Annotated in this window: 18 protein-coding genes; 9 read left to right on the top strand and 9 right to left on the bottom strand. The window is 66.7% G+C overall.

From position 1 onward, the window contains the following. Window positions 1-11: 11 nt before the first annotated feature. Window positions 12-1223 carry an efflux RND transporter periplasmic adaptor subunit gene (locus AC30QB_RS01620; RefSeq protein ID WP_489544439.1) on the bottom strand — a complete coding sequence of 404 codons (1212 nt, stop codon included), beginning with the start codon at window positions 1221-1223 and terminating at the stop codon, window positions 12-14. A 154-nt stretch (window positions 1224-1377) separates the two neighbouring features. Here AC30QB_RS01620 and AC30QB_RS01615 point away from each other — a divergent pair, with 154 nt between their 5' ends. From AC30QB_RS01615 to AC30QB_RS01590, 6 genes are all read left to right on the top strand, one after another. After that, window positions 1378-1998, top strand: a complete 621-nt coding sequence (locus AC30QB_RS01615; protein ID WP_489544438.1) for a TetR family transcriptional regulator — start codon at window positions 1378-1380, stop codon at window positions 1996-1998. A gap of 35 nt (window positions 1999-2033) precedes the next feature. Then, on the top strand, window positions 2034-3422 hold the full coding sequence (locus tag AC30QB_RS01610; RefSeq protein ID WP_489544437.1) for an amidase: 1389 nt from the start codon (window positions 2034-2036) through the stop codon (window positions 3420-3422). Window positions 3423-3541: 119 nt separating this feature from the next. Continuing rightward, a complete protein-coding gene (locus tag AC30QB_RS01605; RefSeq protein WP_489544436.1) occupies window positions 3542-3934 on the top strand; it encodes an MAPEG family protein in 393 nt (130 codons plus the stop codon). A gap of 50 nt (window positions 3935-3984) precedes the next feature. Next, window positions 3985-4692 (top strand): HAD family hydrolase, encoded by a 708-nt coding sequence (locus AC30QB_RS01600; protein WP_489544435.1) that lies wholly within the window; start codon window positions 3985-3987, stop codon window positions 4690-4692. A gap of 54 nt (window positions 4693-4746) precedes the next feature. Then, window positions 4747-7275: a hypothetical protein gene (locus AC30QB_RS01595; protein ID WP_489544434.1), complete on the top strand. Its 2529-nt coding sequence runs from the start codon at window positions 4747-4749 to the stop codon at window positions 7273-7275. Window positions 7276-7326: 51 nt separating this feature from the next. Continuing rightward, window positions 7327-8613 (top strand): DUF805 domain-containing protein, encoded by a 1287-nt coding sequence (locus tag AC30QB_RS01590; RefSeq protein WP_489544433.1) that lies wholly within the window; start codon window positions 7327-7329, stop codon window positions 8611-8613. Here AC30QB_RS01590 and AC30QB_RS01585 read toward each other — a convergent pair. The 4 genes from AC30QB_RS01585 to AC30QB_RS01570 are packed head-to-tail and all read right to left on the bottom strand — an operon-like array spanning window position 8610 to window position 10586. Then, entirely contained in the window at window positions 8610-9329 is a 720-nt protein-coding gene (locus AC30QB_RS01585; protein ID WP_489544432.1) for a helix-turn-helix transcriptional regulator, read from the bottom strand. The two genes, AC30QB_RS01590 and AC30QB_RS01585, sit on opposite strands and share 4 nt — an antisense overlap. Beyond that, window positions 9316-9777, bottom strand: a complete 462-nt coding sequence (locus AC30QB_RS01580; protein WP_489544431.1) for an EVE domain-containing protein — start codon at window positions 9775-9777, stop codon at window positions 9316-9318. The genes AC30QB_RS01585 and AC30QB_RS01580 overlap by 14 nt, the downstream gene beginning before the upstream one ends. 2 nt (window positions 9778-9779) lie before the next feature. After that, window positions 9780-10172, bottom strand: a complete 393-nt coding sequence (locus AC30QB_RS01575; protein WP_489544430.1) for a VOC family protein — start codon at window positions 10170-10172, stop codon at window positions 9780-9782. Window positions 10173-10202: 30 nt separating this feature from the next. Continuing rightward, entirely contained in the window at window positions 10203-10586 is a 384-nt protein-coding gene (locus AC30QB_RS01570; protein ID WP_489544429.1) for a VOC family protein, read from the bottom strand. A gap of 171 nt (window positions 10587-10757) precedes the next feature. Between AC30QB_RS01570 and folE the strand changes: the two genes are divergently transcribed. Together folE and AC30QB_RS01560 are read left to right on the top strand one after the other, a co-directional pair. After that, on the top strand, window positions 10758-11486 hold the full coding sequence (folE, locus tag AC30QB_RS01565; protein ID WP_489544428.1) for a GTP cyclohydrolase I: 729 nt from the start codon (window positions 10758-10760) through the stop codon (window positions 11484-11486). A gap of 11 nt (window positions 11487-11497) precedes the next feature. After that, on the top strand, window positions 11498-11920 hold the full coding sequence (locus AC30QB_RS01560) for a BLUF domain-containing protein (protein ID WP_489544427.1): 423 nt from the start codon (window positions 11498-11500) through the stop codon (window positions 11918-11920). Between the two features lie 104 nt (window positions 11921-12024). Here the strand turns inward: AC30QB_RS01560 and AC30QB_RS01555 are convergent, their stop codons facing one another. The 3 genes from AC30QB_RS01555 to AC30QB_RS01545 form a co-directional block, all read right to left on the bottom strand. Next, on the bottom strand, window positions 12025-14028 hold the full coding sequence (locus AC30QB_RS01555; protein ID WP_489544426.1) for a peptidase inhibitor family I36 protein: 2004 nt from the start codon (window positions 14026-14028) through the stop codon (window positions 12025-12027). Window positions 14029-14244: 216 nt separating this feature from the next. Then, window positions 14245-14676 carry a hypothetical protein gene (locus tag AC30QB_RS01550; protein WP_489544425.1) on the bottom strand — a complete coding sequence of 144 codons (432 nt, stop codon included), beginning with the start codon at window positions 14674-14676 and terminating at the stop codon, window positions 14245-14247. Window positions 14677-14680: 4 nt separating this feature from the next. Continuing rightward, window positions 14681-17089, bottom strand: coding sequence for a beta-propeller fold lactonase family protein (locus tag AC30QB_RS01545; protein ID WP_489544424.1), 2409 nt, complete (start codon window positions 17087-17089; stop codon window positions 14681-14683). Window positions 17090-17467: 378 nt separating this feature from the next. On the opposite strand from AC30QB_RS01545, the gene AC30QB_RS01540 reads away from it, so the two are divergent. Further along, window positions 17468-17659 carry a hypothetical protein gene (locus tag AC30QB_RS01540; RefSeq protein ID WP_489544423.1) on the top strand — a complete coding sequence of 64 codons (192 nt, stop codon included), beginning with the start codon at window positions 17468-17470 and terminating at the stop codon, window positions 17657-17659. A 478-nt stretch (window positions 17660-18137) separates the two neighbouring features. On the opposite strand, the gene AC30QB_RS01535 is transcribed toward AC30QB_RS01540, so the two are convergent. Continuing rightward, window positions 18138-20018: a M48 family metalloprotease gene (locus AC30QB_RS01535; RefSeq protein ID WP_489544422.1), complete on the bottom strand. Its 1881-nt coding sequence runs from the start codon at window positions 20016-20018 to the stop codon at window positions 18138-18140. Between the last annotated feature and the right edge of the window lie 16 nt (window positions 20019-20034).

Genomic DNA, 20034 nt, shown 5'->3' with positions numbered 1-20034 from the left:
TGTTGTGCCCCTTACTTTGAAGCGGCTTGCGACGCGGGTGCGGCGGGTGCGGAAGCCCCGGCAGGCGCCCAAGGCACGGCCTTCACTGGCGCGTTGCCGCGCAGCTTCTGGAAGCCGTCGACCATCACCTGCTCACCCGGCTTCAGGCCGTCGAGCACCAGCCACTGGCCGTTTTGCGCAGAGCCGACCTTCACCGGCCGCGGCGAGACCTTGCCGTCAGGGCCGACCACCATCACGGTGTCGCCGGTGGTGCCGCGCGTGACAGCCTGCTGCGGCAATGCGATGGCCTCGGTGGCCTGGGCTTGCTCCAGCCGCACGCGCACGTACATGCCAGGCAGCAGCAGGCCGTTCGGGTTGGGCAGCTCGGCGCGCAGGGTGATCTGCCCCGAGGTGGCATCGACGGTGAGATCAGAGAACAGCAGCTTGCCGGCCTGCGGGTACTCGCTGCCGTCTTCCAGCACCACGCGCACGCTGGCCGAGCCAGCACCGGCTGACTTCTTGAACTCGCCGCTCTCGATGCCCCTGCGCAAACGCAGCACCTCGGTGGTCGACTGGGTGAAGTTCACATACATCGGGTTGATCTGCTGCACCACCGCGAGCTGGGTCGCTTCACCTTGGCCGACCAGCGCGCCTTCGGTCACCAGTGCGCGGCCGATGCGGCCGGCTATGGGCGACACCACCGAGGCATAGCCCAGGTTGATCTGAGCGATCTGCGAGGCGGCGCGGGCCGAGGCCACATCGGCTTCGGCCGACTTCTGCGCCGCCACGGCGTTGATGTAGTCCTGCTTGCTGATCGCGTTGGCTTCCAGCAGGGGCTTGAAGCGCTCGGCTTGTGCTGAGGCTTGCGTCACATTGGCCTGGGCCCGTGCGAGCGCAGCCTGGGCGCTGGCGTAGGCGGCCTGGTAGGGTGAGGCGTCGATCTGGAACAGCGGCTGGCCGGCCTTCACTTCGCTGCCTTCTTTGAAGAGGCGCTGCTTCAGGATGCCCGCGGCCCGTGCACGCACCTGCGCCACGCGCGAGGCTTCAAGCCGGCCTGGCAACTCGGTGGTCACGCCCATGGCATGCGGTGCCACGGTGACAACACCCACCTCGGCCGGCGGCATGCCGCCCCCGGGCGGGCCGGCGGGCTTGCCGCTTTGCTGGCCGCAAGCCGCGAGCAGGGCGGCGGCCACAAGGGCACACACAAGAGAAGAGTCAGCCAAGACGTCTTTCAACGCGGACATGCGAATTCCTTCGGATTTGCGCTCATGCAAGGCGCCGGATGGGAGTCAGGGACGCGTGTGACGGGGCTTGAAGAAAGCACGGGCGCCACAAGGTGCTGGGTTAGTATACATACGCATGTGAATGTATGTTGACAACCGGAACAGATGCACCACCATGGTTCGCCGTACCAAAGAAGAAGCGCAGGCTACCCGCGAACTCATCCTTGACACGGCCGAAGTGGTGTTCCATGAGCGCGGCGTGTCGCGCAGCTCGCTGAACGACATCGCCCTGGCCGCCGGCCTCACGCGGGGTGCCATCTACTGGCACTTTCAAGACAAGGCCGACCTCTTCAACGCGATGATGAAGCGCGTAACGCTGCCGCTGGAAGAAACCGCCCAGCGCAGCGACGACCCCGCACTCGATGACCCGCTGGCCTACATGCGCGACAACTTCACCCGCGCCCTGCACCTCACCGTCAACGACCCACAGGTGCGCCGCGTGTTTGAAATTGCCACCCACAAGGTCGAGTATGTGGGCGAGCTGCAGGCGGTGCGCGACCGCCACTTGGCCACGCGAGACGACTGCCTGCTGCATGCCGAGCGCGGCATCAAGCTGGCCATGCGCCGCGGGCTGCTGCCCAAGCGCATCCCGGCGCGCGCTGCGGCGCTGGGCCTGCATGCACTGATCGACGGCTTGATCCAGAACTGGATGCTGGCCCCCAAGGCTTTCGATCTGGTGAAGGTGGGCCGGCAGGTGCTCGATGCCTACCTCGCGGGGCTTGCAGTTCCGAAGTAGAGCGCGCTCTACACTGGCCGGCGGAGGACGCTGCCATGACCGCCTTTCACACCCTGAGCGCGATCGAGCTGCTCGCTGCTTACAGCAACAAGGCGCTGTCGCCGCTGGAGGTGACGCGCGCCGTCTTGCAGCACATCGAGCACTGCGAGCCGCGCCTGTGTGCCACTTATGCACTCGATGCCGCGGGCGCGATTGCGCAGGCCGAAGCGTCGCAGGCGCGCTGGCTCAAGGGCGAGCCTCAAGGCGCACTCGACGGCGTGCCCGTCACCATCAAAGAAAACATCGCCACCCGTGGTGTGCCCATGCCGCTGGGCACGGCCGCCAGCGTGCTGACGCCGGCCGAGCGCGATGCCCCGCCGGCGGCGCGCCTGCGCGAAGCCGGTGCGGTGATTTTGGGCAAGACCACCATGCCCGACTACGGCATGTTGTCGTCTGGGCTGTCGAGCTTTCACTCGCTGGCGCGCAACCCCTGGGACTTGAGCAAGAACCCCGGCGGTAGCAGCGCGGGTGCGGCGGCTGCGGCGGCGGGCGGCTATGGCCCGCTGCACATTGGCACCGACATCGGCGGCTCGGTGCGCTTGCCCGCCAGCTGGTGCGGCATCTTCGCCTTGAAGCCCAGCCTCGGCCGCATTCCCATCTACCCGCCCTATGCAGGCCGCGTGGCCGGGCCGATGACGCGCAGCGTGCAAGACGCCGCGCTGATGATGCGTGTGCTGTCACTGCCCGATGCGCGCGACGCCATGAGCCTGCCCTACCAGGCCATCTCGTGGCAGGAGCTGGTGCGGCCGCTGCGTGGCCTGAAGATCGGGCTGATGTTGGAGGCCGGCTGGGGCCTGCCGGTCGACCCTGAAGTGCGCGCCGCCGTTGAGGCCGCGGCCCAGGCCTTCGAAGCGGCCGGCGCCATCGTCGTGCCGCTCAAGCCCTTCATGACGCGCGACATGGCTGATGGCATGGACCAATTCTGGCGCTGCCGCTCGTGGATGGACATCTCAGCCCTGCCGCCCGAGCGCCGCGCCCAGGTGCTGCCCTTCATCGTGGAATGGGCGCGCGGTGGCGCGGGCCTGAGCGGCGAGCAGGTGTTCAGGGGTCAGGCCCAAATGGGGGTGATGCGTGAGGCGGCGGTCGCGGCCTGCCAGCCCTTCGACTTCGTCTTCACGCCCACCGCGCCCATCGCCGCCTTTGCGGCCGAGCTGCCGTGCCCCACCAACGACCCGGCGCGGCCCTTCGAGCACATCGCGTTCACGCTGCCCTACAACATGAGCGAGCAACCGGCCGCCACCATCAACTGCGGCTACACCGCAAGCGGCCTGCCCATCGGTTTGCAGATCGTGGGCCAGCGGCATGACGACCTGGGCGTGCTGCAGATCGCCCGTGCGTGGGAGCAACTGCGACCCGTGCAGCGACCCTGGCCGATGGATGCATGACGGCCCCGTCAGATTTGCTCGCTTTCTCAAGCGAACTGCCGTGGGCATCGGCCTCTCATCTCAAACGTTAGGCTCTCAGGCCTGCTAGTCTCTAGGCCCGCACAACACAGGTGGCAACCATGAAAACCGAACTGCTGTATTTGGCCCTCGTTACCGCATTCACGGGTCTTCTGTGGGTGCCGTACATCGTTGACCGCGTTGTTGTGCGCGGCCTCATAGACGCTGTGGGCTACCCCGAAAATCCGAAGCGCCAATCGCTTTGGGCGCAGCGGCTTATGAAAGCGCATGCCAATGCAGTCGAAAATCTGATCATTTTCGCAACTCTCGTGTTATTGGCCCACGCTGCTGGCCTCACAAGCGCTGCCATAGGCACCGCAGCTGTGGTCTATTTTTGGGCTCGAGTCGTACACGCGGCGGCCTACACATTTGCAATTCCGTGGGTGCGCACGCTCGCCTTTACCGTGGGCTTCTTCGCCCAGGCCACGGTGGCCTGGCAGTTGCTCGCCCGCTAGCAAACTGCCTTCTGCTTTGTGGCGCAGCAACTGCCGGTGAAGCCCAGCACGTGGGTCATGTCAGCAGCGTCAAGCTTGGCGATGAGCGTCAGCGCGATAAAGCGGGCAGTAGCCAAGGTGTTTCCATGGCCATAGAACACATCCTCTTCGATGCCGACGGCGTACTCCAATATCCAGCCAGACTCTGGCAACCCGCGCTGCAGTCAGTGCTACGGCTCGAAAACGAATCCCAAGCCAGAGCGGTCGTCGAAGACATACTCGAAGCCGAAACAGAGGTGCTCGAGTCATTGACCGGTTTCACAGAGCGGCTTGAAGCAAAGCTGGCGAAGTGGGGTCGCTCCCAGTTCGTCAGAGAAACATTCGATGTACTTCACGCCATTGAAGTCCATCACGACGTCATGCAAACCGTTCAGGACATTCGTCGATCGGGCATTCGATGCCACATCGGCAGCAACCAGCAAGCGCTTCGCGCGAGGCATATGTCAGAGGCCCTGAACTACAAGGCTCTGTTCGACAGCGAGTTCTATTCCTGCTTCATGGGCGCAGCCAAGCCCCGGGTCAGCTTCTTCGCAAACGTCATTGCAAAGCTCGGCTGCGAGGCGAGCGCTGTGCTGTTTCTCGATGACAGAGCCGAGAACGGCGCAGCTGCCGAACAAGCAGGGCTGAACGCCATGGTCTTTTTTGGAACAGAGGGTGCGCTTTCACTGCGGCGCCGGTTGGCCGGCTTTGGCGTGTCCCCCAGGTCCCCCAGCCAGTAGCCGCCCCACACCTTAGGGATGCGCCCGCGGCGGCTCAGGCCTACCCTGCCTGCCATGAGTGCCAGCGCCAGCCCGAGCCCTAGCCCCGAACGCGTTGCCGTCGTCGTCGTACACGGCATTGCCGACCAGGTGCGCGGCGAGACCTCGGCTGACGTGGCCATGCTGCTCGCCGCCGCCAGCCACGGGCAGGTGACGCGCAGCGACATCCCGATCGAAATCACGGCGCTAGACCCGGCCGTGCCCTTCGACAGCTGGGACCCGAAGGGCCACATAGAGCGCATGGACAAGTCGCTGAGCCAATCGTTGCGCAGCGACTTTCTCGACCCCAAGCTCGGCGGCGGCGCGGGCACCCCACTCATGCGCAACAGCGCGGCGCGCGGCTCCGAGGGCAGCCACATCGACCACGGCGTGCGCTACACCGACTATCTGCTGGCCAAGGCCGCTTCGGTGCGCCGAAGCGAGGTCACGCCGCAGCACTACGAGATGCCCTGCCACCGGGTGAGCACGCCGGGCCGCGAGGCCGATGTGTTCGAGATGCACTGGGCCGACCTGTCGCGCCTGGGCGGCGGGGTCACGCGCATCCTCGCCGAGCTGTTCACGCTGCTGTTTCACCTCTCCAAGCTCGGGGCTGACACTGTCTCGCTGGCAGACGTGGCCCTGGCGCCGAGCGTGGCGCTGCGCTGGCTGGCGCGCATGCACCGCTGGGCCAACTGGGTGTTCTCGCGTGTGCTGGCCTTGCTGTTCCTGCAGTTGCTGGTGGGTGTGCTGATTTTGGTGCCGGCCGGGCTGATGGTGGGGCATGAACACTCGGCCAGCGTAGGCGCAGCAGTGTTGGCGGGCGCTGCCGTGGCGGTGGCCTGCGTCTACTTGTCGCGTTGTCCCTGGATCTGGGGTTTCTGGGCCGGGCTCGCGAGCGGCGGGCTGCTGGCCTGGGGCGCTGACCGCGCACCTGCCACCGGCGCCTGGGTGGTGTTGCTGGCGTGGCTGTTGTTGCTGCTGTGGGGCTACAAGCGTTTTCTCGGCTATTGCGAAGAGCGCTTCCGCGCGGTCTATGGCGTGGGCCTGGTGATGATGGCGTTCACGCTTGGCGCGGTGGCTTGGGGCGCGCATGCTCACGATGTGCCCGGTGCCGGCCCGCGCCTGGTGGCGGGGGTGTTCCGCGCGGTCGAGGTGCTGCTGCTCGCGCAGCTGAGCAGCTGGGTGGCGATGGCGCTGCTGGTCACTGCGGCGGTGGTGCTGGGCGAGTGGGCCTGCACCGGCCGCGGCAACTCGGCCGAGCGGCGCCAGAGCATCGTCACGGCGCGGCTGGGGCTCTTCGTGTCGATGGGCATCTTTGTCGCGTTCGTCATGACGGTGTGGGCGCTTTTGTCCAAACCGCTGGAGGCCTTGGTCGAAGGCCTGCACTACGCGCCCTGGTGGTTCACCGAGGTGACGGTTGACGGAAAGCTGCAGGCCGGTCGCTACCTCGCGCTGCGCTTCAGCGCCAGCACCGACACCTTTGCGCTGGTGGCCGCGATGCTGCTGGCCTTGCTCGGTTTCGTGGCGCTGATCTTCCTGCCCAGCGTGCTGGTCGAGCTGCGCTTGATTCGCTGGCTCGATGCGCCACGCCTGGGGCACTGGCTGACGGCGGGCTACCGAGCGCTCGACCGTTTGGTGCGCTGGTGGAGCTGGCTCATCACCGCGGGGCTGATTGCCGTCGCAGTGCTGCTGGTGGGCAGTCAGCTGGTTCGCTTCGGCATTTATCTGCCCTGGGTCAGCGAGCAGGCGCTGCCCATAGGCACCTGGTCGGGCGACCTGCTGGGCACGGTGGTGGTGCTGGTGGCGGGCGGTGCGGTCAGCTTGGTGGCCATCGGCGGCGTGGCCTTCAAGCGGCTGAAGGCCCTGCGTGCGCCGCTCGATGCCGCGCTCGACGTGGACAATTATTTTCGCGAGTTCCCGCGCAAGGCCATCCCCCGGGTGATGATTTTCGAGCGCTACGTGGCGCTGCTCGAACACGTGGTGGCGCAGCGCTACGACCGCGTGGTCATCGTGGCCCACAGCCAGGGCACGGTGATCACCGCCGACCTGCTGCGCTACCTTCAGCGCCGTAAGCAGCTGCGCCCGGCGGCGGGTGCTGCCGACCGGCTGGTGCAGCTGGGCCAGTGGCTGGGGGAGAAGAACATCCGGCTGCTCACCTGCGGCAGCCCGCTGCGCCAGCTGTATGCGCTGCGCTTCCCTTGTCAGTACGGTTGGGTCATCGACAAGAGTGCCAACAAGCCAGGTGAGGGGAATGAGCCGGGGAATGAGCGGGAGAATGAGCAGGGCCACGAACAAGGTGCCAATGGCCCCGACCCGCGCGCCGACCTGGGGGTGGCGAGCTGGGTCAACGTGTGGGGTGCGGGCGATTACGTGGGCCGCTGGCTGTGGTCACCGGCGCGCGACGCAGCGCTGCCAGCACTCGCTGTGGAACAGAAGGCCTACGAGGGCAAGCCTGTTCAAGAGGCACCCGTGTACCGAGACCTCTGCCTTGGCGCCGACGCGCACACCCACTACTTCGACCTCGACAACACGGTAATGCTTGGCGAACTGCGTGCCTTGGTTTGACGTGGGGCGTCGGGGCTCTTGTATCCTTTCGCCACAAGAGTCGGGAGGATCATGGAAAGCAGTGCACAGGTGTGTCTGGTGTTCGCCGGTGAAGTGTTGCCGGGCTTCCAGGCCGACGAGGTCAAGCAACGATTCGGCGAGAAGTTCAGGGTTCAGGGCGAACGCCTCGCCGCCATGTTTTCGGGCGAGCGCACCGTGCTCAAGCGATCGCTCTCGTACGACGACGCGGTGAGTTACATGGCGCAGCTGCAGAAGTTTGGCGTGCGCGTGCACATGGAGCCTGTAGCAGCGGCTTCGCCTCGCCCTTCCGCACCTGCGCCTTCTGCTTCGCCGGCTCCTTCTTCTGCTGTTGCGAGCGGCCTTGCCCTGGCGGCCCACGCGCCGCCTGCGCAGGCCTTGGCCATCGAAGAGATCGAATGCCCCAACTGCGGCGAGCGCCAGCCCATGCGCATCTTGTGCCGCTCGTGCACCACCGACATGCCGCGCGGCATCGCCGCCAAGAAAGAAGACGCAGCGATTGCCCGCGCCGAGCGGCTAGACGCAGCGCGGGCGCGCCGTGGCCTGCGCCCGGCTGTGGCTAGCCCGCACTACGACGAAGACGCTCCGCCGCTGATGGGCTTCGGCTTCATCGGCCGGGTGTCGCGCCTCACCTACATCGATTCCACGCTGGTGAGCTGGATCGCTTTGCTGTGGCTGGGCATGGCGGCGCTCACGCGCCCAGGGGTGTTCACCATCCTGCTTTTCCTGGTGGGCTTGCTCGTGGTTTCGCTGTGGTCGCTGCGCGTGACGGTGCTGCGACTGCACGACTTCAACGCCAGCGGCTGGTGGGCGTCGATGTTCATCGTGCCCTACATCGGGCAGGCGGTGAGTGTGGCGCTGCTGTTCATTCCCGGCTCGCGTGATGACAACGAATACGGTGGCCTGCCGCGCCCAGGCAGCAAGTGGGTGGCCGGCCTGCTGACGCTGGTGTTCGTGCTCAGCATGGCGGCCTCGTGGCGGCCTGCGATGCGTGCCTTCACCGCGCTGTTGAACGAAGACGAAGAGACCGAGACCTTCGAGGGTGTGAGCGCTTCGGGGCCCGCGCCGTCAGACCGCGAGCTGTCGGACCATATCGAAACCGTGGGGGCCAGCATCGGCTTTCGCGACGAGTACTGGAACCAGCTCAACCACAAGGCCTTTGCCGCGTCGGACGACGGTGCCTGGGGCTACGGCGCGGGCCAGACCACGCCGCGCCAAGCAGCGGTGATGGCCATGTCGCGCTGCGAAGAAAAACGCAAGCCCTACACGCGCGCCTGCCATCTGCTGAACGTCAACGGCCAGTGGGTGGTGCAGCGCTAGGCGCCCACGCTGCTGCCCTTGCTGTTGCGGTTGTCCCTCTGCGCCTGCGTCTGTCGAAACAGGTCGGGCAAGGTCTTGCCCGGCTCGTCGCGAAAGTTTTCTTCGAGCACTTGCAGCGTCTGGATGCGGTCGACGCGGAAGTTGCGAAAACCCTCGCGTGTTTCGCACCAGGCCGCGAGCGTCCACACCGCGCCCCAGTAGAAACAACCCAGCGGGCGCACGGTGCGCTGGCTGTCGCTCTCTTTCAGGTCGCGGTAGTGCAGATTGACTTTGCGGCGCCCCTCGGCGGCCAGGCGCAGCGGCTCCAGGCGCGCGCGCGTGCCGGGGTCAAACTCGATGGGCGGCGCATACACCGCCAGGCTTTCGGCCGCGGCGCGCGCCGCCACCGGCAGCACGGCGAGGATTTTCGACAGCGCGTTTTCGGCCTGGGCGGCAAGCGTGGGGTCCAGCCTTGGCTGGGCAATGCGCACCGAGGCGACCAGGGCTTGGGCTTCTTCGTGGGTGAACATGAGCGGTGGTAGGTCGAAGCCCGAGCGCATGCGGTAGCCGACACCAGCCTCGCCCTCGATGGGCACGCCCTGTGTCATCAGCTCAGCCACGTCTCGGTAGACCGTGCGCTCAGACACCTCCAGGCGTTGGGCCAGGAATTGCGCGGTGCTCAGGCGGCGCCCGCGTATCAGCTGGACGATCTGGAACAGTCGGTCAGCGCGGCGCATGGTCGGCCGTTTCAGCAGCCATGTCGGCACCCATCGCCTGTGCGATCAGAGCCATGTCGTCATCGCTTACCTTGATGAGGCCGAAGCGAAACGCATAGCCCCAGTTTTTCAGCTTGTCGCGTGTGAACGAGAGCTCGCTCAGCAGCGGGCGAATGGGTGCTGCACAGGCGCTGCGGTCGTAGCTGACGTCTTTGCGAAATGGTTTGAAACCATTGCCCATGTCGGCCTGGTAGACGCGCTCGTCGCGCACTGTGCCGATGGCGGTGAACGCCTGGCAAGGCTCTTTCTCCCCCAGGCGCTGCACCGGTGAGTAGTAGGCGATGCGGTCGTCGGCATGCACGCGCTTGAGCGGCGCTTCTTTGCCATGGCCAACCTGCATGATCCCTTGCGTGCGGCCATGGGCCACGTGCTCGGCGCAGGCCACGGCGATCCAGTTGGTGTGCGCCATGCTCAGGCCTCCATGGAAGTGCACAGCTCCACGAGCGTGCCATCGGGGCAGCGCACGTAGGCGACGGTTTGGCCCCAAGGTTTGGTGACGGGTGGCGAGAGCAGCGTGGCGCCGGCGCTCACGGCTTGTTCGCAGGCGGCGGCCACGTTGGAGGTGACGAGGCCTAGCTCCATGCCGAGCGGCTGCTTAGAGCTGCCGGCGGCCACATAGTCGTGGCCCAGGTTGCCGCGTGCGGTGGCGTGGTCGGCAAAGGCGAGCGCGGTGTGGCCGGTCTCGACCTCACCGTAGCTGCCGCTTTCATGCAGAAAGCGTCGCTTCAGGCCGAAGGCTCGCTCGAAAAAATCGAGCGAGCCCGCGACGTCGCTCACGTAGACGATGGTGTAGCCGAGCTTCATGGCGACGTCTCCTGGGTGGTCAAGGGAATGCTACGCGAGCGCGTGCAGGCCGAGGCGGTTGCCCTCGGTGTCGGTGATGTGGGCAAACACGCCCATGTCGCCGGGCAGCTGCACCTTGGGTGTGGTGATGCGCCCGCCGGCGGCCTCTACCCGGGCCAGCACGACGTCGAGCGAGGGCTTGGCGTTGAGGTACACAAGCGCGCCTTGGGTCGATGGCTCTACACCGGCAGCGGCCAGCAGGCAGCCGCCCACGGCGTTGTCGTCGTAAGGGAAGACAGCCATCGTCTGCTCGCCCATGTTTTCGCGGTGCAGCTTGGCGGCCAGCAGCGTCTCGTAAAAGGCCTGGGCGCGGTCCATGCTTTTGACCGGAATCTCGAACCAGTTCACGGCATGGTGTTGGGTGTGTTGGGCCATTGCGTCTCTCCTGTGGTTGTTGGGAGACGTGATGCTGCGCGGCCGCTGCTGACAGCGTTGTGTCAGGAGGGTGGGGCGGCGCAGGGTGGCAGCTTGAGCAACCCCTGCGCGAGCACGGCCCTGAGCATCGCCGTCACAATCAACGCTTCCGTCACCCGCCCAGGAACCGCCATGCCCGGCGAAACCCCCGCCCCGATTTTCAGAAGCGAGGCAGAGCTTGCCCTGCTGAGCGCCTCTGAGCGCATACGCTACCGCGTGGTCGGCGCCGGGCGGCGCTACCACGCCAACGACAACATCTCGGCCTTCATACGCGATGGCGAGATCGACGAGTTGCGCGATGAAATCGCCACCAAGATGCAAGAGGTGCTCAAGTCGCTGGTGATCGACACCGAGAGCGATCACAACACCCACGAGACCGCCAAGCGTGTGGCCAAGATGTACCTCACCGAGGTCTTCCGCGGGCGCTACGTGCCCATGCCGGCGGTGACCGAGTTCCCCAACGCAGAGCGCCTCAACGAGCTGATGATCGTGGGCCCGGTGACCGTGCGCAGCGCCTGCTCGCACCACCTGTGCCCGATCATGGGCCGGGTGTGGGTGGGCATCTTGCCCAACGAGCATTCCAACCTCATCGGCTTGTCGAAGTACGCACGCATCTGCGACTGGATCATGTCGCGCCCGCAAATCCAGGAAGAGGCGGTCACCATGCTCGCCAACGAGCTGCAGTCTCGCGTCAAGCCCGACGGGCTGGCCATCGTGATGGAGGCCGACCACTTCTGCATGCACTGGCGCGGTGTCAAAGACGACAACTCGATGATGACCAACAGCGTGATGCGCGGGGCGTTCCTGAAAGACGCGAACTTGCGCCGCGAATTCCTGTCCTTGCTGAGCAAGAAGAACTGAAGAGGTGCCCCATGCTTGTCCGCCTGATGTACGCCAGCCGCGCGACCGATTCGGTCAACCCAGACGCCCTGGGCGCGATTCTCAAGAAAGCCCGCTTGCACAACCCCGCCATCGGCGTGACCGGTGTGCTGTGCGTTTCCGACGGGCTCTTTCTGCAGGTGCTGGAAGGAGGCCGCCTGCCGGTGAGCCAGCTCTACAACCGCATCGCATGCGACCCCCGCCACCGCGACGTGATGCTGCTCAGCTACGAAGAGATCGGCGAGCGCCGCTTTGCGGGCTGGGGCATGGGGCAGGTGAATTTGTCCGACCTCAACGCGTCGCTGCTGCTCAAGTACTCCGAAACGGCCAAGCTCGACCCGTATGCGGTGTCGGGCGCGGTGTCGATGGCGCTGTTCAATGAGCTGGTGGCCACGGCCTCGGTGCTGTGCCAGTGAAGGTGTTGAACGAAACCGGCATGCCGCTCATCTCGTCCTGAGGCCAAGGGCAATCGCAGCTTCAGTGAGCGAGCCTGCTCTCGCAGGCTCGCTCGGCCCATCCATCATCGTGCGCGCGTCAGCCGCACCGCATTCAAGCCATCCGACAACACGATCTCGAAGCTGCCACCTGCTGGCAGCTCCGCGGTCGAGAGCGTCGCGCGCCCGTCGCGCAGGTCTTGCGCCAGGTTGCGACGCTCACCGTTGCCACTGACCCAGGTGAGCGTGAGGTACGGGTGGCGCGCAGCATCCCAGCTCAGGCTCACGCTGCCGTTGGCCTCCTGCACCTGCGGCGCAGTGCTCGCGGCTTGCGCCCGCTCGGTACCGGCTGCTGCACGTGCCTGCGACGTCAACAGCGTCTTGCTGCCTTGCAGAATACTCAGGCTCTGAATCGTGCCGGGGTTGGGGATGGTGAAGCCGAAGTGCTGCAGCGTGGGCTCGTGGTCGATCACGCGCGGTGCGAACGGCAGCTCAACGGTGGTGCCGTTGGTCGTGACGATGCGCAACAGGTAAGCCCCGGCCGCCGGGGCCTGGGCTCGGCCCACCAGCGACTTCACCGGGTTCAGCGTGGCCGTGCCGGCGCCGATCTCGCCGCTGATCAACAACAGCTCTTGTGTGGTGGCCACCGCTGCCGCTTGCTCCGTCACCACCAGCCGGTCGGCCGGCGTGAGGTAGGTTTGCATCAAGCGGTAGTTGTAGTCGGAGAAGACCTGGCCACCGCAGTAGCTCATCATGTCGTGGCGGTCGGTGGGCCGCGGGTCGTAGAAGGTGTTGCTGTCGGCCAGGTAGGGCCAGATGTAGCGGCCGGGCTTGCCCAGCGTGGCGTCTGGGTAGGGGTAGTTCGGGTCGGGATTGCCGGCGCCGCCGCAGGCCGCGTGCGGCAGCGAGAAGTTGTGGCCCAACTCGTGCGCCACCACGTCTCGCACGGTGGTGGGCGAGCCCGGCATGTCGAAGCCCACGCCACTGTTGCCGCGCACATAGGCCAGGCCGGCCAGCCCCCAGCTGCGCTTTGGAATGAAGCCGAAGTAATGGTCGTGCGAGGCCGCACCTTCGATCGAATGGAGGTCGGCGAGCTCGCCGAGGATCTTGCCGAAGGCATCGCTCCAACCGGCATCGGTGGTGGGCAGCGTGCCCACGCGGCTGGACACGTACGTCGGGTGCGATTGCACCGCCACGCTGGACACCGGGAACAGCGCCTGCACGTGGGGGCCTTGGTTGGCCGGCAGCACGCCGCTGGTGCCGGCGATCTGCACCGAGATCGGAATGAACTTCATCGTCACCCCGCCACCCACGCGCGGGGTGAGCGTGCTGGCCTGGCCGGTACCGATCTGCGCGCTGATGCGCAGGCCCGCGCGCACCAGCTCGGCCGGCACGGTGACGGTGTACGAATCGTTGAAGCTCGGCACCTGTGGCACCGTGGCGGGCAGCGCGCCACTGGGCACGGCCAGCAGCAGGTCGCGGCTCGCGCCGCCATTCACGTTGTCCACCCGCAGCACGCCGCTGGGCTTGGCGCCCTGCGTGGCACCGCTGGTCACGTTGACCTTCACCAGCACCGCCTTGTTGGCGACCAGCACCAACGCGCTGTCGTCGCTGTTGAAGAGCAGCGATTGCGCCAACTGGACGCTCGCCACCGGCGAGGGCGCCGCCACAGGCGGGGTGATGCGGAACGAGGAGGCGAAGTCGTTGCTGTTCAGCGGCACAAGGCTGGCGGTGTCGGCCGTCAGGGTCACCGAGCGGCCACCGTAGTTGATGTGCTCGAACAGCACCACACGGTAGCCGGCGGGCACGCGCACCGAGGAGATGCGGTCATTCCAGGCCGAGCCCACCCAGGCCGAGTCGGCACTCGCGCAATAGCTCTGCCCTTGGTAGTTGACATGCTCGAAGAAGCAGATCGGGTCACCCACCGCCGCGGCCGTGAGGCCGGCTTGGGCGGCCTGCGCGCCATCGCTGCTGGTCGGCTCGCTGCCGCCGCAGGCAGCCAGCGTGGCGGCCAAGGCCAAGGCAGCGCCGCGGGTCATGGTGTGACCGGCGCGCTCAAGCGCCGCACGGTGCGTGTTCAGTTTCATCATCGCGGTTTCCTCGTTCAGACCACCCTATGTTGGGGCGTCGAATCTTCCGCGATGAAACGCGTCCGGCAGGTAAGCCCCAACGCAAATGCGTAAGGGGTTACAGCTGGACGCGTTGTTTGGTTAGCGCACGTGCAAGTCACCTTCCAGCCCGGGGTGGAGATGCTGTGCTTGGGCCGCCAAAGCCGCGTCTGGCAGGCTAAGGTCTCGCTTCTCGCCTCAAGCCTGCGCCACCGGCTCCACATAGTGCCGCGCCAGCTCGGGCGGCAGTGGCGAATCGAGCAGCACGCTGGCCAGGCGCAGGGCGTCGGCGGCATCGGGTTCGAGGGCGCCGGGCGCCTTGTGCAACAGAGCCGCGTCGAGCCAGGCGCGCACCAGCACCGGCTTCAACATCCACGGCAGGGCTTGCACGTCTTGCAGGGCGTGCACCAGGCCGTCGGCGTCGGGGGCTTCGCAGGGTGGCACGGCGTCGCCTTTCAGCCAGGGCTTCATCACGCTCGCATACCAGGCCTCGCCGTCGGGCAGCAAGCGTGCCAGAAAGGCAGTGAGCCGCGCGATCTGGCGCGGCGTGTGCAGCGAGAGCTGCGCCTGCAGCTCATCCGGTCGAATGGCGCGCAGCCCGCGCTTCAGCAGCGCGGGCTGCGGGCTCATACCGTCAAGGCGTGATGTCAAACGGCGCCGTGGTGGTGTCGATGGACTCCAAGAACTTGACGATGTCAGCGCGGTTGCTGTCGGTCTCAAACGGGTCGGGCTGGCCGATCAGCAGGCCCCTGGTTCGATGGGGCTTGAGCTGCATCACGTCGCTCAGCGTTTGCGCCGAGCCGTTGTGCAAGTAAGGGCCCATTGCAAAGGCACCCAGCAGTGAAGGCGGGTTGAAGCCCAGCGCGCCTGCAGCGGTGCTGCCGTTTTGCTTGAGCTCGTTGAACGCGGTCACGTCAAAGGTGCCTACGTTGCGCAGGATGTCTCGCAGCACAGATGCGCCGGCGTCTGTGGCCAGCACGGGGGTGCCGACGATGCGATTCATGCGGCCCGAGGCCCACCCTGGGCCGCCGTGGCAGCTGGCGCAGTTGGCCTCGGCAAACAAGCTGCGGCCGTGCGCAATTTGCTGGCCCACGGCGGTGCTGCCGGGTTCGCCTGCCAGCGGTGAGCTGGGGGTTTTGATGCCGGTGGCCACGTAGAAGGCCAGCGCATCCAGCTCAAAGCTGCGGCCTGCGTTCTTCACGACCAGCGGCGGCTTGCTGCCGCCTGCGCCCGCGCCGGCAGCGCCGCCCGCGGTGAAGCCGGTGGTGGCGTCCACAATCAAACCGCCGATCGGGTTTTTGTTGGCGTCGAATGATTCGCTACCGCCCGACACGTCGAGCATGTTGTTCTGGAAGTCTTGCACTTCGTCATTGATGGCCGAGTGGTTCAGGGCCTTGATGTCGGTTGGGTCTTTGGGGTTGAAGGTCCAGTTCAGCGGCGATGAGCGACGCGGGCCGGTGCCAAACATCCACACCACGTTGTCGGTGCGGCCAAAGCCGTGGCATGCCACGCAAGAGCCCCAGCCTTCGTGCGAGAGCTTGGCCGGGAAGCGCGGCACCAGGGCTTGGGTTGAGAGCCCGGGCAGAGCGAGGCCGGTGGAACTTTCAAACGTGGCCTTGCCGATCAGCCGGCGCGCGGCGTCGCTGTCTCTGGCCGGCAGCGCGGCGGTGGCAAAAGTGGCGATGACCTCGTTCTTGGCCAGGTCGATGACCGACACATCGCGTGAGTTCTCGTTGGCCACGAAGGCGCGGCTGTCGGTCGAGTTGATCACGATGCCGCGCGGGCCTTGGCCCACCATGATGCGCACGATGGCGCCCGGGTCGTCTTTGGCCTTGGGGGCATTGATGGTGGGCGTGCCGTTGGCGTCGAGCACCACCTTGACCACCACATTCGATGACAACGAGACCGCATAGCCTTCGTCGCTCTTGTTCTTGAACGCCACCGCCCAGGGCACGGCCAAGAAGAGGCGCTTGCGCTCATCGGCGGCGTCGCCCACTTCGAAGTTGATGCCGCGGTTCATGTTGAGGGTTTGCGGCAGGCCAGCGGCCAGGCCTTCGGCATCGGTGGTGGTGTCGAGCACCGACAAGCACGACTGCACGTTCACGTTGAAGCGCACAGGGCCGTCGGGCGAGGCGCAGGTGTTGGGCAGGTAGGCGTGCGTGCCCTTGATGGCAATCGCCTGCAGCATGTTGGGGAAGGCACCGGTCACCACGTCAAAGATCGGGGCGGGTGGGGTGTCGGCGGTGAACTTGGGCGCGAGCTTCTTCAGCGTGGAGCCGTTGGATCTGAAGCCGGTGTCGGCCATGGGGTTGAGCACGGCTTGCTTGAGCACGGCGTCGTTGGCGGTGGAGATGACGGCCACGTGGCCTTCTTTGTAGTCGTCGGCGCCGATCTTGATGCTGCCGTCGAACACGCCCGCGCGGTCTACGCCCTGGAATTGGGTCACGTAGACCTTCTCGTCGTCGTCGCGGTTGTCGCCGTTGTTGGTGACGGCTACGCCGCGCGGCTCTTGGCCCACGCCGCTGATGGTGGTCACGACCCTCATCGCCACCGGGTCGACCACCGAGACGGTGTTAGAGCGCGCATTGGCCACGTAGAGCTTCTTGCCGCTGGGTGTGAAGGCCAGGCCATAGGGTTCGGTGCCCACGTTCACGGTGCCCACTGCCTTGAGCGTGCCGGTGCTGATGACGGTGAGGGTGTTGCCGCCCGCATTGGCCACGAACACATATTGGCCGTCGGGCGAGACGGCCAGGTTGCGCGGCTCGGCGCCCACAGCGATCTCAGCCATCGGCGTCTTCGCATCACCGTACACATAGGTTGCGCTGACGGTGTTGGTCTCGGGGTTTGCCACCCACAGGGTGCGGTCGTCGGCGCTGAGCTGAATGGGGCCGGAGCTGTTGGCGCCGCGGCTGAGTGCTTTGTTGGGCGGCGGCGGCGGGCTGTCGTAGCCGCTTCCATAGCCACCGCCACCGCAGGCGGCGATCACGGCGAGGGAAGAGACGGTCAGTGCGCATCGCACCAACGTCAATCGGTTCAGGGTCATGGCAAACGTCCTTGAAGGTGGGGCCGATGGCGGGGTGCTCATCGGCGGGGTTGAGCGGGTGGGGAGGTTCTGAAGAACCCGAGCGCACCACGCCTTGCTGCTGACGTGGTGCATCCGTGAAGACCTACGGAGTGGCCCCGCCGACAGACGCAGCGCCGCCGAAAAATCGGTGAGCGAGTGCGTAAACGGGTGTGCCGCCTCGGGCAGGGCGCGGGTTCTCGATCACCATGTACTCAGCAGGCCGGTGTGCGACTCGCCAGGCTTGCGCCAAGGTGCCCCCCTGAAGAGGGGAGCTGGGTAACAAGAAGTTGTGGTCGCCGTTTTCGATGGCGAAGACAACGAAAATCCATAGGCACTCACCAGGGAAGCAAAACAACCATGAACGACCCCTTGACTGGGCGGCTGAGCGACGCCCTCAGCAGCGTGCAGTCAAAGCCAGCCGGCCTGCTGGCGAGCTGGACGCAAAGCCAGCGACTTTTCAACGTGAGCGGCGAAGGCCCGGTGGCCGACCTGCTGGTCGAAAGTTCATCTCAATCGACAGCATCAGTGAGCCCTTCACCGTTCAGCTGACCGCCCTCGCACTGAGCGCGCACATCGCCATCAATGACCTGCTGGGCAAGCACATCACGCTCAGCGCGGCGCTCTCAGACGGCAGCACCAAGCGGCACACCGGCCTCATCTTCGACGCCAAAATGCTCGAGTCCGACGGCGGCTTCGTGCGCCTGCAAGTCACCTCAGGACGGGCCAGACCTTGCCTTTTGCCCTTCGCCATCCGCCGCGAGGTGCTGACGCTCGATGCGAACGTACTCACCAAGCCCTTGCTGGGCAAGCGCATCACGCTCAGCGCTGCTCTGTCTGACGGCAGCAGCAAGAAGCGCACGGCCTCATCTTTGACACCAAACCTCTGGAGTCCGACTGCGGCTTCGTCCACCTGCGAGTCACCTTCTAGCCCCGGCCGCAGATGCTCTGCTCTGGCAGCCAAAGCCGCGTCTGGTAGGGCAAGAGCGTGGTCGGGAGCCAGGGCCAGGTCTACTTTCTCGCCTCAAGCCTACGCCCCAGGCTCCACATAGTGCCGCGCCAGCTCGGGCGGCAGTGGCGAATCGAGCAGCACGCTGGCCAGGCGCAGGGCGTCGGCGGCGTCGGGTTCGAGGGCGCCGGGCGCCTTGTGCTGTAAGGCCGCGTCTAGCCAGGCGCGCACCAGTACCGGCTTCAGCATCCACGGCAGGGCTTGCACGTCTTGCAGGGCGTGCACCAGGCCGTCGGCGTCGGGCGCTTCGCAGGGTGGCAGGGCGTCGCCTTTCAGCCAGGGCTTCATCACGCTCGCATACCAGGCCTCGCCTTCGGGCTGCAGGCGGGCCAGAAAGGCAGTGAGCCGCGCGATCTGGCGCAGCATGTGCAGCGAGAGCTGCGCCATGTCGTTGTGCGCATCGGTTGACGGCTTCACGGGCTGGGCCTCGCCCAGCCGCTGGCGCAAGAGCAGCAGGTGCAGGCGGTCGATGGGGCGCACCTGGCCGTCGGCGGCCATCACGCGGCGGGCCGATTCCATCAGCGTCTGGCGGTCGAGCAGCGGCGCGCGGGCCACGCGCGACAGCAGGTGCTCCAGCCAGGGCAGGCGCACTGCCGGGCCGAGTTTCTTCACCTCACTGCGCACCGCCTCGGCGGTGCTGAGGCCTCGGGTTTCATCGCGCCAGGCGCGGCGTTCGCGTTGGCTGCCGGGCGTGGCCAGCAGGGCCAGGATGGCGGCGCGCAACTCGCCCGGCCCGTTCAGCCGCGACAGCCGCTCGATCGCTTCGCGTTCGTCTTCGGCGGTGACAGCGCGCGGCACAGGCTGGGGCGTGGCGGCGGGGTCTGGTGCGTGTTCGGCCATGGGAACAGCATAGGCGATGGGCGCGGCCATGCCGCTTGGCCCCCGTGCTGCTGGCCTGTAGGGCTCGTCTGGCCCATCGGGGGCCGTTAACCGTGGGGCCGGCAGGGGTTCAACACCGCGGCCGTACAGCCGGCGCAAGCGCTCGGGCAGTGGCGGGTGGCTGGCGAGCCAGCTGGGCGGCGCTTGCAGCAGCATGGCGGCCAGCAGCCGCGCCGGCACCCGCAGCAGCCGGTCTTCGCGGTGCTGGGCCTGGTGCCATACCTTGCGCAGCACGCCGCCCAGCCCGTCACGGCTGCGGGTGAACTGCACCGCGCAGGCATCGGCCAGCAGCTCGCGCTGGCGCGACACCGCGGCCTGCAGCACCTGGCCGGCGAGCCAGCCCAGGCTGCCGGCGGCCACGAACACGGCGCCCACCAGCACGCCGAAGACCGAGCGGTGGCCGGCCTCGTTGGGCTCCATCAGCGAGTGGCCGTAGCCGTGCACCAGCGACAGGCCCCACACCAGCGCCAGCAGCTGCATGTTGAGCCGCAGGTCGCCCTGGTGGATGTGGCCGAACTCGTGCGCCACCAGGCCTTGCAGCTCGTCGCGGGTGAGCCGCTCCAGCGCGCCGCGCGTCACCGCCACCACCGAGGCCTCGGGTGACCAGCCGGCGGCAAAGGCGTTGATGGCGTCTTCACGCTCAAGCACAAACACGCCCGGGCGCGGCAGGCCGCTCGCGAGGGCCATTTCGTCGACCACGTTGAGCAGGCGGCGCTCGCCGATGTCGCGCGGGTCGGTCAGCAGCCGCCCGCCGGCCCACTCGGCCACGTGCACACCGCCGCCTTCGCGCAAGCGGCCCAGCTCAACCCCCGCACCGCCCAGCACGAAGAGCAGTACCAAGGCGGTGTTGGTTTCGATGAAGAGCGGCGGCAGCCCGTCGTACAGCCAGGCGCCGAGCAGCCACCACAGGCCGATCAGCAGGCCGTTGACAGCGAGGATCAGCGCCAGCAGCAGCACGGCAAACAGCGCCAGCAGGCGCTGCGTGGCGCTGCGAGCGTCGTCTTGCTGTTGGCGAAAGCGCATGGGCTGCGCGCAGCGC

This window comes from Rhizobacter sp. (assembly GCF_046595475.1).
Lineage (GTDB): Bacteria > Pseudomonadota > Gammaproteobacteria > Burkholderiales > Burkholderiaceae_C > Rhizobacter.
The sequence above is the reverse complement of the archived record's forward strand: the minus strand, read 5'-3'. Positions and strand labels throughout refer to the sequence as shown.